Origin of the sequence: Roseimaritima multifibrata (assembly GCF_007741495.1) — a bacterium.
Taxonomy (GTDB): domain Bacteria; phylum Planctomycetota; class Planctomycetia; order Pirellulales; family Pirellulaceae; genus Roseimaritima; species Roseimaritima multifibrata.
Genome location: NZ_CP036262.1, coordinates 6,281,579 through 6,294,332 on the forward strand (window position 1 = coordinate 6,281,579; position 12,754 = coordinate 6,294,332).

Here is a 12,754-nt window from a genome sequence, read left to right on the forward strand (position 1 = left end):
ATCCTACAATCGACATGCCAAGGGCAAACGATTTCCGCACCGCCAGCGATAACGATTGATGGCGGATCGACGCAAAATCAAACAAGGACCGACGATGGAACGAATATTACGATACGCAGCGGTGATGGCACTACTGACAACGTGCACGTTTGCAGTCTTTGCCGACGACAACATCTCGCAGGCGGAACATCGCGAGATCAACCAAATCGCGACGGCCCCCGAATCTCGCCTGATCGCAATCACGAATGCTCGCTTGATCGACGGCAATGGTGGACCTCCCATCGAGCACGCCTGCGTCATTGTACGAGGCGATAAAATTGTCTTTGCGGGGCCACAAACGGAGGCTCACATCCCAAAGGAAGCTGTCACGTTTGACGCAGACGGGAAGTCATTGTTACCCGGCCTGTTTGATTCGCACTTTCACTCCAGCAACTCGGCGGAGCGTCCGATCGAGTACGAACTAAACAACGGCATCACCTCGTTCCGAGACCCCGGGCACCCGTTCAAATTTTATCGCTGGTTAGAGGGCAACCAGTTAACGATCCCCCGCATCTTTCTCACCGGCGGTCATCTGGACGCCGCCCCTCCAGCATGGCCAAAGCAAGCCGTTGTCATCGAAACCTCAAGGCAAGCTGCCGAAGCCGTCGACGCTCATGTCACTCGCGGAGCTTCCGCGATCAAGATCTACATGCGATTGCCAGTGGAGCACATCGCGGCAGCGTGCGATGCAGCCGACCGGCACGGCGTTCCGGTCACCGCACACCTGGAATTAATCAGAGCCGACGCAGCAATCGAGGCCGGAGTCGACGGCATCGAACACATCACCTCATTCGGAACCACATTGGCGGATCCAAAGCAGGCGAGGATGTTTGAGGAAGTCGTCGGAAAGGATTCCAAAGCACGTCACGAGTGGCGGCCCCGGCTATGGAGCAATATTGAACTGGACAACAATCCAAGACTGCAGCCATTACTGGACCAGATCGTCCAGAGGGGTGTTTTCATCTCGCCAACGCTAGCCATCTTCGAAGCGCACGCCGGAGAGAAGGAGGCCACCCCCGTCACCATATCTGCCTACGCGAACATGTTTCGCTTCGTCCAGCTTTGCCATCAACAAGGAGCGAAGATAGTCGTTGGTTCACACACCTACGCGCCGTTTGCCGACAAAGGCAAAGCCTATCTACGAGAAGTAGAGCTTTTGGTCGAAGCAGGCATGACACCACAGGAAGTCATCACAGCCGCAACCAAAACAAACAGTCAGTTCTTCGGTGCGCAAGATCGCTTAGGCACAATCGAACCCGGCAAACTTGCAGACCTCATCGTGATAGACGGTTCCCCCGACAAAACAATTAGCGACCTAGATAATGTCACGCAAGTAATGCTAGGCGGCAATTGGATCGACCCGCAAAAATAACAAACCCCAATCTCAGCAAACGAAGACGTTCATCGACTCAGCACACGCATCGCCCCCAAACGTAGTAGCGCCGCCTAATCTGGTAGCGCCGCCTAATCTCGTAGCGCCGCCTCTCCTCGTAGCGCCGCCTAATCTCGTAGCGCCGCCTCTCCTCGTAGCGCCGCCTCTCCTCGTAGCGCCGCCTCTCCTCGTAGCTCCGCCTCTCCTCGTAGCTCCGCCTCTCCTCGTAGCTCCGCCTCTCCGAGGCGGAGACCTCAGCAAGCACGAGTCTCGGAGAGACTCTACTACGGGCCAGGGCAGCGATGTCACATCGGCTCACCCTCGTAGCTCCGCCTCTCCGAGGCGTGCGATATATAAATGAAGAAAGTCTGGCTCCCCTCGCCCTTAAGCGAGCTCTTTGGTGCGGAAGAAATCTCTGCTAGTTCATAGCGTGATCTCTGCCTCTTTGCTTGATTTAGTGGAGCTCGCTTGGGGGAGAGGGGCTGGGGGAGAGGGGGAGATTTCCAGGCGGCGATTTTGCAGCCAAGACGCGGTGAACACCTCGGATTTCAAGCGGTTATGCCACGCCTTGCCCAACGCTGTCGGCCCCTCTCCCCCAGCCCCTCTCCCCCAAAGCAAGCCTTTGAATCGTACTTAATTGCATTAGCTGGCGAACCGATGATCCGGTATCAAACCTGTTTTAGGCGAGCTTGTTTTGAGGGCGAGGGGAGCCAGACTTTCTTCACTTATTCTTTTCACGCCTCTCCGAGGCGGAGACCGTAACAAGCACGAGTCTCGGAGAGACTCTACTACGTGCCAGCGCAGCCATCTCACATCGGCTCACCCTCGTAGCTCCGCCTCTCCGAGGCGGAGACCTCAACAAGCACGAGTCTCGGAGAGACTCTACTACGTGCAAGCGCAGCCATTTCGCATCGGCTCACCCTCGTAGCTCCGCCCCTCCGGACGTGCGATATATAAATGAAGAAAGTCTGGCTCCCCTCGCCCCTAAGCGAGCTCTTTGGTGCGGAAGAAATCTCTGCTAGTTCATAGCGTGATCTCTGCCTCTTTGTTTGATTTAGTGGAGCTCGCTTGGGGGAGAGGGGCTGGGGGAGAGGGGGAGATTTCCAGGCGGCGATTTTGCAACGAAGACGCGGTTAACGCCTCGGATTCCAAGCGGTTATGCCACGCCTTGCCCAACGCTGTCGGCCCCTCTCCCCCAGCCCCTCTCCCCAAAAACAAGCCTTTGAATCGTACTTAATTGCATTAGCTGGCGAACCGATGATCCGGTATCAAACCTGTTTTAGGCGAGCTTGTTTTGAGGGCGAGGGGAGCCAGACTTTCTTCACTTATTCTTTTCACGCCTCTCCGAGGCGGAGACCCCAGCAAGCACGAGTCTCGGAGAGACTCTACTACGGGCCAGGGCAGCTGAGGTGGTGCCGGTTTTGGGGGCCACCGGGAAGCTTGCGCCGCTCATGCGGCGGCTTCGTACTGTGTCGGCGTGAGGTAGCCGAGAGATGAATGTCGGCGATCGGTGTTGTAGTACTGGATGTACTCAGTCAACTCGCGTTTTGCGATCGCCATACTCAGGTATTCGGCCATACCCATTTCAGTCTTGAGAGTTCCGAAGCATGATTCCATAAATGCATTGTCGTAGCAGTCGCCCGCACGACTCATGCTCTGTCGCATTGATGCACGAGAGAGAATTCCACGATACCGCTTTCCTGCATATTGGCCACCACGGTCAGTGTGGTGAATCAATCCTGCCGAAGGCTGCACAGCTCGAATCGATCGCTGAAGAGCTGTCACAGCGAGTTGTTCAGTCATGTCATCGCGGAAATCCCATCCAACAATCCGGCGTGAATAGCGATCCATCAGCGTGGCAAGATATCCAAAACCAATACCATCGACGGGAATGTACGTAATGTCGCCTACCCAAAGTTGACCAAAGGTGGTCGGTTCTAGCAGATCCAGCAAAAGGTTAGGACTGTACCCAAGCCGATGTCGACTTTCGGTGGTTCGCGGCTTAAACGATTTCGGCTGAATCGCGCGAAGTCCTGCATCTTCCATGAGTTTTGACACTCTGCGACGGCCGCAATGAATGTCCATTGTCTTCAGTTCCTCAACGATTCGACGGCTGCCATAGCGGCGTTTATGCTTTCGGAAGACCGCAGTGACGATCGGCAGTAACGCGGCATCAGACTCATCGCGCTCCGAGCCTCCGGAACGCTGCCAGGCTTGAAAGGAAGACCGATTGAGCGATAGGAAATCACAGACCTCTCGCTCGGATGCTATCTGCAGCTGGACAATCGACGCGGCAGCGGGATAGATTTCGGCTACTCGTTGCGGCCGAAAATGATTAACGCTTTTTTTAAGACGTCGCGCTCCCGCTCGACGCGACGCAACTGATTCTCCAGCTCTTTGACCCGATCATCCATCGCGTCGGCCACCGGGCCTGCGGCTGTCAACTGCTGCTGTTTCCACCGACGGACGATGGTTGGGCAGGTAATGCCCAGACGTTCTGCCACCGACTTTGCGGAGTGCCCATCGAGGAGCATTTGAACTGCCTCTCGCTTAAAGTCTTCATCGTAAACCCGTCGCGTTTTTGCTTTCTTGGCCATCCATGATCCCCAGGAGCTTGTGGTTGATAGTCATACCAAATTTTTAGCTTCCTGGTGGCCCCCAAAACCGGCACCACCTCAAGCGATCTCGCATCGGCTCACCCTCGTAGCTCCGCCTCTCCGAGACGTGCGATATATAAATGAAGAAAGTCTGGCTCCCCTCGCCCCTAAGCGAGCTCTTTGGTGCGGAAGAAATCTCTGCTAGTTCATAGCGTGATCTCTGCCTCTTTGCTTGATTTAGTGGAGCTCGCTTGGGGGAGAGGGGCTGGGGGAGAGGGGGAGATTTCCAGGCGGCGATTTTGCAGCCAAGACGCGGTGAACACCTCGGATTTCAAGCGGTTATGCCACGCCTTGCCCAACGCTGTCGGCCCCTCTCCCCCAGCCCCTCTCCCCAAAAACAAGCCTTTGAATCGTACTTAATTGCATTAGCTGGCGAACCGATGATCCGGTATCAAACCTGTTTTAGGCGAGCTTGTTTTGAGGGCGAGGGGAGCCAGACTTTCTTCACTTATTCTTTTCACGCCTCTCCGAGGCGGAGACCTCAGCATGCACGAGTCTCGGAGAGACTCTACTACGGGCCAGGGCAGCGATCTCGCGCCGGCTCACCCCCGTAGCTCCGCCTCTCCGGACGTGCGATATATAAATGAAGAAAGTCTGGCTCCCCTCGCCCCTAAGCGAGCTCTTTGGTGCGGAAGAAATCTCTGCTAGTTCATAGCGTGATCGCTGCCTCTTTGCTTGATTTAGTGGAGCTCGCTTGGGGGAGAGGGGCTGGGGGAGAGGGGGAGATTTCCAGGCGGCGATTTTGCAGCCAAAACGCGGTGAACGCCTCGAATTTCAAGCGGTTATGCCACGCCTTGCCCAACGCTGTCGGCCCCTCTCCCCCAGCCCCTCTCCCCCAAAACAAGCCTTTGAATCGTACTTAATTGCATTAGCTGGCGAACCGATGATCCGGTATCAAACCTGTTTTAGGCGAGCTTGTTTTGAGGGCGAGGGGAACCAGACTTTCTTCACTTATTCTTTTCACGCCTCTCCGAGGCGGAGACCCCAGCAAGCACGAGTCTCGGAGAGACTCTACTACGGGCCAGGGCAGCCATTTCGCATCGGCTCACCCCCGTAGCTCCGCCTCTCCGGACGTGCGATATATAAATGAAGAAAGTCTGGCTCCCCTCGCCCCTAAGCGAGCTCTTTGGTGCGGAAGAAATCTCTGCTAGTTCATAGCGTGATCTCTGCCTCTTTGCTTGATTTAGTGGAGCTTGCTTGGGGGAGAGGGGCTGGGGGAGAGGGGGAGATTTCCAGGCGGCGATTTTGCAGCCAAGACGCGGTGAACACTTCGGATTTCAAGCGGTTATGCCACGCCTTGCCCAACGCTGTCGGCCCCCCTCCCCCAGCCCCTCTCCCCCAAAACAAGCCTTTGAATCGTACTTAATTGCATTAGCTGGCGAACCGATGATCCGGTATCAAACCTGTTTTAGGCGAGCTTGTTTTGAGGGCGAGGGGAGCCAGACTTTCTTCACTTATTCTTTTCACGCCTCTCCGAGGCGGAGACCCCAGCATGCACGAGTCTCGGAGAGACTCTACTACGTGCCTGGGCAGCGATCTCGCATCGGCTCACCCTCGTAGCTCCGCCTCTCCGAGGCGGAGACCCCAGCAAGCACGAGTCTCGGAGAGACTCTACTACGTGCCTGGGCAGCGATCTCGCATCGCTCACCCTCGTAGCTCCGCCTCTCCGAGGCGGAGACCCCAACAAGCACGAGTCTCGGAGAGACTCTACTACGTGCCAGCGCAGCCATCTCGCATCGGCTCACTCTCGTAGCTCCGCCTCTCCGAGGCGGAGACCCCAGCAACCACGAGTCTCGGAGAGACTCTACTACGTGCCTGTGCAGCGATTTCACATCGGCTCACCCTCGTAGCTCCGCCTCTCCGAGGCGGAGACCCCAACAAGCACGAGTCTCGGAGAGACTCTACTACGTGCCTGGGCAGCGATCTCGCATCGCTCACCCCCGTAGCTCCGCCTCTCCGAGGCGGAGACCCCAGCAAGCACGAGTCTCGGAGAGACTCTACTACGTGCTACTCCACCGACCTGGAGGCCTAGCGATGCCTGAAACCACGGAAGGACAGCGTCGATATCAGCGACCGCGGCCTACGGATCTTGGGGCCGGATAATAATGCAGGAACTGCATGAAGCCGGCTTGATTCCCCGTCTCGAGGGCCTCTTCATTTCTGGCAGCACCACGCGACAGTTGCTGGATCTGCAGCGAACGGATTCGCTCGGTAGCTCGCACCTGAGAATTAAACTGTTGCTGATCCACCCGGGGACGCACCAAAGAAAAGTAATTCGGAATCGGACCCGAATTCGACTGCAGCAGACCAATATATGGCGACATGGTCGGAGTTGCCGGCTCATAACTCCGCTGTCTTGATCGCTGCTGAGCCTCCGCCGTCGTTGCCATCGCCACCGTCAATGCAGCGAACGCAAAGATTGCCGTATGCCTACGCAGTTTCGACAACGAGCCAACCGCCGACTGAATCACGAGCCACATTGTAAGGTTCCTTGAATTGCCGGGGATGAATTCGCTTCTGTTTATCGTAACACAATCGGCCATTTACCATGCGGAACTTGAGGTTTGCTTGCCATTCGGCCGAAACAGGTTCAGTTTTTACGACTTAGGTAAAATTTTCCGAATCGAACTGCCGTGCGACGCGTTTAGCGATAACGCAAAACGCAAACGCGTTAACCGCGGTCTGCCAACCAGCGTATGGGCGTTTCCAGCAAGCATAGTAAGAACTGGATACTATCCCTCAACGCGATCTACTTCCTTTCTTAGCGGAACGGCGAAGTCGCCCGGCAAGCGCACTGAAAACACAATGAACTTGCCGATCGGCTTGCCCCGCCCCACCAGGAAAACCGCCACAGATGGCATTGGGTTATCCCCCACCTCACCAACCAAAACGCTCGCTGCAAACAGCCATTCGAATCTTAAAATCCCCCCACCCAGACTGGTCACCACGGCGTAATCGTCTTAAATCCCCGCCTCTTTCTGAATTGGTTTGAAGCGGTCAGCACTCGATTGTCGATGGTTGGGGTTATTAGGGCCTTGCTGTTTCGTGGGCCGACCGAGCGTCTTGCAATTTGACAAGTGGCCAACCTTGCAGACCCCCTCCGACTCCGCCGTGCCAGCCCCGCTTGCACGGTTATCCACGAACGCTCCCATCGACGCAGTCGGGCCCAGAAACTTTAAGCTTACGACAGGAAAATCGTGATGATCCGGCACCTCCAGCACTATTTGCTCCTGACGATGATTCTGGGATCCCTAGGATGCCAGACGTTGCACCAGCACAAAAATACTCCTGTCATCGTTCAGCCGGCCGACGTTCCCAAAGAACTCTGTAAAGCGACCATTCCGGAATACGTGATTGAACCTCCGGACATCCTGACGATCGATGCGTTGCGGGTCCTGCCGAAGCAGCCATACGCCCTCCAGCCGCTTGATTCGATCTCCGTCCAAATCAACAAAAGCAACGGCGAACCGCTCTTCAACGCATCGGCGTCGATCGACCCTGCAGGCGAACTCCCACTGGGCCCCGAATTCGGTTCGGTGAAAGCGTCGGGAAAGACGATTGGCCAACTGCGAACTGAAATCAAACGCCTGGTCAACGAAACGTACTCGGAACCACTCGTTGGGGTCGACCTCGTGCAAATCGCCCTGCTCCAACAAATCGCTGGCGAACACATCGTAAGCCCCGATGGAAAGGTCAACCTTGGAGTCTACGGCCAAGTTCGCGTCGCTGGCATGTCCATCCCGGAATCAAAACAAGCCATTGAAGCTCACCTCTCCACCTACCTCGACAAACCGCAAATCGCGGTCGATATCTTCGGGTTCAACAGTAAATTTTATTACGTCATCTCCGAGGGTGGCGGGCTTGGCGATCAAGTAACCCGAATTCCCTTCACGGGGAACGAAACGGTGCTAGATGCGATCAGTAACGTCGAGGGCTTAAGTGCGGTCTCTTCGAAACAAATGTGGGTCGCCCGCCCCGGAAGAAATATGGACGGAGGCGAACAGGTTCTTCCGGTCGACTGGCAAGCCGTCTCGATGCGAGGCGACACAAGGACGAACTACCAGATCATGCCGGGCGACCGAGTATTCGTCGCCGAAGACAAACTTGTCGCCTTTGACAACCACTTCGCCAAACAGGTGGCACCCATCGAACGGATGGCAGGGGTGGTCTTGCTAGTGACGCAAGCCGCACAACGATTGGTTTACTTTGAACAAAGCGGTACCAACGGCGGAAATTCAGGCTTTTAACACCGCCTTCCCGAAGACAATTACACCGCCCAAGTTAAACATGGGTTAATGACCAAATACGGAACGGACGCCATGCGTAATCCAATCACGCCACCGAAACACGCTCGCCTCGCTTGCCGAATCATCACAAGCTGCTTGGCACTGATCACCGTTGGGATCGCCGGCTGCAACTGCTCCCTAAAGCGTCCGGCGCGATGTGGAATCGGAGACCAATGCAGTACGCTGGCCGTGGAGGATCCCTTTCCGCTGGATCAATGTGTACCACCAAAGCACGTCGATTCGGGGAACTACGGGTACGTTCGCCCCAGTTGGCGAGTCTTAGACGAACGCGTCTCCCCTTGCTGTGAATTTCACATGCAAAGCGAAGATTACCCAAGCCCATCAAGGTTGCCCCCAGTCGTGGAAGTGCTTCCACAACCGGAACCCATTCCAGACGGCGAACCGCGAAGCCTACGGACGCTACCACGAATAAATGATGGAGCCGCCATGTTGGCCGAAGGAATCGTGCGTCCCGTCAGTTATCTATTAGACCGATAACCACCCGCCACAAGCGGAAAGCCAAACGGACCGCGTCTCACCGCATCGTGACAGAAACGGCCGGCAAAACGGTCGCATGTGCGAAAGCGTCGGTTCACCTCGCGATTCGATCGTCCCGAACGTCCGTCTCCAATCCATCCAATGACCTAGCATGGAGACAAGACGTAAATGAGCGATCATTTCTAAACGGGCGGCGGTATTGCAATCAGCAAGCCCCAACACACTGCGTAAGCGGCTTGCCGATTTAGGGACTGTCGCCCTTCGCTCAGAACGTGAAATCTACGGGTGACCTATTGTCGGTCTGCCCACGCTCTGGCGAGCGCACCTACGTGACTGCCGCACCACTCCACGCAACCGCCCCCTCCCAAACCATTGCCCAAACCTTAGGCGTGCCTCTCATCCCAGTCCCCTTAGTGACCGATTCCCCCACTTTTCGCTTAAAAACTAAGGACGGGAACATGGCACCGCAATGCCTTGAAGGGCGTCCAATCCCCCCTCTCGGGCAACTTGGAAGTGTCATTTTATTAATTGCTTGTCAACCGATATGTAGGTGAGTAGACTCCAGTCCACCGCCGGGGGGCATTTCGGACCGACGGACGGATCTGACTTTTAAATAAAATCGCAGCGCAACTCGCTGTTGACATGGACGGAGTCTACCTAGGCAGGTGACGTTCAAGCGAACATTTCAGACTTAATAGTGGTTTAGACATTGGTGCAGCAGGGATCGTTTGTGCTTGGGGGCCAGCAAAATCGAACTTAGAGGAGCAGACCACTTGATCAGCCAAACAGACAACACGCCCTTCGACCCCACCGCCGACGGCTTTACCCCTGTCGTGGCGACGGGGAATCACGACTGGCCCCCCCCCAATCCCGAAGCCGATCTCGAGTGGTGGGTAATCCGAACGCGCAGCCGACAGGAAAAAGCGGTAGCCACGGCCCTTAAATCCCTTGGCCTGACCCATTTCCTGCCTCTGGTCAGCACGGAACGGCAATGGGGAAAACGCAAGGCGAAGATCGATGCTCCGTTGTTCCCCGGGTATCTTTTTCTGCAAGGCAGTCGAGACGACACATTTGCGGCCGACCGGACGCGACGGATCGCCAGCACCCTGAAGGTAGAGGACCAACTGGGGCTTCACGCCGAACTGGTTTGTCTACGAGAAGCGATCGGACGGGGAGCGGACTTCGACCCCTATCCGTACCTCAAACACGGCTACTACGCCGAGGTCAAAAGCGGCCCCTACAAAGGTCTTCGAGGTTGCATCGATCGCAAATCCCAACAGGGCCAACTGATCATCCAAGTCAACGTCCTCCAATCCGCCATGGCCCTAAACCTGGGCGGAGCTCTCCTAACCCCGCTAGGCGAATTCCCCGAAAAAGAATCGCTTTAATGTCGCCTTTCGCTCCGCAAAAATATCGCCCGCAAACAGCACCAGCCCAAAGCCACCGCCCCTCCTAGCGGAACGGCGCAAGCCGTCCGGCCCCGCGCAACGATTAACCTCGCGTACCACCACAACACCTCGCCTCCTTTCCCATCTCGCACACCAAACCCTTGACCGCAGAAACGAAATCGCCGTCCTGTTCGTCTGAATCCGATTCGGCAACGCTGCGTCATCGTTTATGGTCGATCGACATTGACGCGGTAACGATGAGCCAAGCCGTTCAGCGGATCGGAGACTGGATCAGCGAGGGGCAACCGACATGCCGTTTTGTTGTCACCCCCAACGTGGACCACATCGTACAGCTCTACCGGCAAAAAGAGCTCATCCCGCTTTACCGCCAAGCCAGCATGACACTCGCCGACGGTTGGCCGTTGGTCTCCATGTCGCGACTTTATGGCAAACCGCTACCCGAACGCGTCGCCGGCTCGGACTTACTCCCCGCCATCTGCGAAAAATCTCAATCAGACAACCGGCCAGTCAAGCTGTTTTTACTGGGTGGCAAACCGGGAGTCCCACAGCGAGCGGCCCAAGCGATCGCAAACCGTTGGCCGGTGGCGGAAGTGATCGGCAGCAGCAGCCCACCACTGGGCTTCGAGAACGATCCCGTTTTCAATCAAGAATTATGCAGCCAGATCAACCAAGCCGAGCCCGACATCCTGGTCGTAGGCCTGGGGTTCCCCAAGCAAGAATCGTGGATCCTCAATCACCGCGAACGACTGCGAACCCCAGTTGCGCTAGCCGTAGGCGGCACCATCGATTTCCTAGCCGGCGAACAAACCCGAGCTCCTAAGTGGACCCAAGCCATAAAAATGGAATGGCTGCATCGCCTGGCCACCAACCCCAGACGACTAGCCAAACGCTACGCTCTCGACGCGATCTACTTCCCCTGGATCTGCATCCGACAAGGCTGGCATGACGCATGAGCAAAAAGAGTAAAGCTATGGCGAAAACAGCCTCCCGCCGCCCCGGGGCTTGCCAATGACCAAACTACAAATTGCGTCTACAAACTACCGCAGCGCGGCGAAGGCAGCAGACAGCCTGCGATCGACTGAGAAGAAAACGATTAGCATCAACGAATGTGAAGTCACAGAACAGGAAAACGTGCCTAGCCCCCCCTTCAAACGGCGACCGAAAGCAATCAGTGACCGAAAGAAACAAAGGTGCATGCTCCTAGCCCAACTCCCACACAAGGCCTTTGGCACTACCGCGCCCATCACACGGACCGAGATCAGCGTACAGCTTTACCGAACAAATGCTGTTACTCCGGCAAATCACGGTAACGCTACAAGAATCTACGATTTAATGATTAAGTTTATGTAGAGAAGACTTCATTGTAGCCAGTTGCCTTGCGCACTCGGACGGCATGTCTCAACGACCAGCGCCTGACAACCTGACCGTATACAGTCAAGTGAAAAATTCGGAGCATTTCTGTCACAAGCAGATTCCAGACACATGCGGCTCCAGACAATAACAAATGCACAGCACGAGTTCCCCCAAGGCACGCCCTCAGGCGAGACCACCCCCAGCCCTGAAGAAACTCGATGCACGAATCTCCCAGCGTGACTTTCAGCACCCAGCTAAGAAAATAAGGAGCACATTGGACATGTCAAATTTTTTTGGTGAATACATTTCCGAAATTGATTTACAGAAACTTGCTACGCAGGCTAAATCTGCTCAACCCTTTCCACATTTCATGATTGACAATTTCCTTGTTGAAGAATTTGCAAATGAAATTGAAAATTCTTTCCCGCGTGCCGATGAGATCGCAAAGCGAGGGAAAAGCTTCAAAGCAGTCAATGAGCGAGGGAAGACCCAAGTAACTAATACAAATTTTTTTCCAGCCCCCCTAAAACGCCTGAATGAAATCTTAGCATCGAGTGAATGGCTCTGCCATCTTGAAGAAATAATGGGAATCGAAAATTTACTGGCGGACCCAGGGCTACTCGGTGGAGGGATCCACCAAACCGGCCCCAGGGGACACCTGGACGTTCACGTCGACTTCAATTTCCATCAGCAGCTCAAACTTCACCGCCGCCTTAACATCCTGATTTACTTCAACCGTGACTGGCAGGAGCCCTGGGGTGGCAATGTCGAACTATGGGACAAAGAAGTTAAAAACTGCATCCGTTCATTCTCTCCAATACTAAACCGCTGTGTCGTCTTTGCCACGAATGACATTAGTTTTCACGGCGTGACGCGAGTTGACTGCCCACCTGATGCAACCCGAAACTCGTACGCGGCATACTACTACACGAAGGAGCCCCCCCCGGAATGGACTGGCGTACCGCACTCAACCATATTCCGGGCAAGACCCAACGAACAGGTAAAGAGCAAGCTCCTAATGCCGCTAGAAAAAATGAAGCGAAAACTTGGCCGGCTAACTTCGCGATTGTTCCGACACGCCTAAGATCACACCTGCGAGCCCAACTGTCTGACTGCAACTACTACGGAAGCAAATGAACA

At 55.4% G+C, this 12,754-nt stretch carries 10 protein-coding genes; 6 read left to right on the plus strand and 4 right to left on the minus strand.

What is annotated here, in order from left to right; translation table 11 throughout:
* Window positions 1-94 precede the first annotated feature (94 nt).
* A complete protein-coding gene (locus FF011L_RS22780; RefSeq protein WP_218932821.1) occupies window positions 95-1,411 on the plus strand; it encodes an amidohydrolase family protein in 1,317 nt (438 codons plus the stop codon).
* A gap of 37 nt (window positions 1,412-1,448) precedes the next feature.
* On the opposite strand, the gene FF011L_RS22785 is transcribed toward FF011L_RS22780, so the two are convergent.
* The 4 genes from FF011L_RS22785 to FF011L_RS22795 form a co-directional block, all read right to left on the minus strand.
* Complete coding sequence (locus tag FF011L_RS22785) at window positions 1,449-1,676, minus strand: hypothetical protein (RefSeq protein ID WP_145354263.1); 228 nt, start codon at window positions 1,674-1,676, stop codon at window positions 1,449-1,451.
* Window positions 1,677-2,860: 1,184 nt separating this feature from the next.
* Window positions 2,861-3,718 carry an IS3 family transposase gene (locus tag FF011L_RS22790; RefSeq protein WP_246109931.1) on the minus strand — a complete coding sequence of 286 codons (858 nt, stop codon included), beginning with the start codon at window positions 3,716-3,718 and terminating at the stop codon, window positions 2,861-2,863.
* Between the two features lie 5 nt (window positions 3,719-3,723).
* Entirely contained in the window at window positions 3,724-4,008 is a 285-nt protein-coding gene (locus tag FF011L_RS26935; RefSeq protein WP_246109524.1) for a transposase, read from the minus strand.
* 2,126 nt (window positions 4,009-6,134) lie between these two features.
* Entirely contained in the window at window positions 6,135-6,548 is a 414-nt protein-coding gene (locus tag FF011L_RS22795) for a hypothetical protein (protein WP_145354264.1), read from the minus strand.
* Between the two features lie 720 nt (window positions 6,549-7,268).
* On the opposite strand from FF011L_RS22795, the gene FF011L_RS22800 reads away from it, so the two are divergent.
* From FF011L_RS22800 to FF011L_RS22820, 5 genes are all read left to right on the plus strand, one after another.
* The gene (locus tag FF011L_RS22800; protein ID WP_145354265.1) at window positions 7,269-8,315 is read left to right on the plus strand and encodes a polysaccharide biosynthesis/export family protein; all 1,047 of its coding nucleotides are present in this window, start codon (window positions 7,269-7,271) and stop codon (window positions 8,313-8,315) included.
* Window positions 8,316-8,387: 72 nt separating this feature from the next.
* A complete protein-coding gene (locus FF011L_RS22805) occupies window positions 8,388-8,852 on the plus strand; it encodes a hypothetical protein (protein WP_145354266.1) in 465 nt (154 codons plus the stop codon).
* Window positions 8,853-9,625: 773 nt separating this feature from the next.
* Window positions 9,626-10,240 (plus strand): transcription termination/antitermination NusG family protein, encoded by a 615-nt coding sequence (locus FF011L_RS22810; protein ID WP_218932822.1) that lies wholly within the window; start codon window positions 9,626-9,628, stop codon window positions 10,238-10,240.
* Between the two features lie 161 nt (window positions 10,241-10,401).
* Window positions 10,402-11,214, plus strand: coding sequence for a WecB/TagA/CpsF family glycosyltransferase (locus FF011L_RS22815; RefSeq protein ID WP_246109580.1), 813 nt, complete (start codon window positions 10,402-10,404; stop codon window positions 11,212-11,214).
* A gap of 680 nt (window positions 11,215-11,894) precedes the next feature.
* Complete coding sequence (locus FF011L_RS22820) at window positions 11,895-12,698, plus strand: 2OG-Fe(II) oxygenase (protein ID WP_218932823.1); 804 nt, start codon at window positions 11,895-11,897, stop codon at window positions 12,696-12,698.
* Window positions 12,699-12,754: the final 56 nt, after the last annotated feature.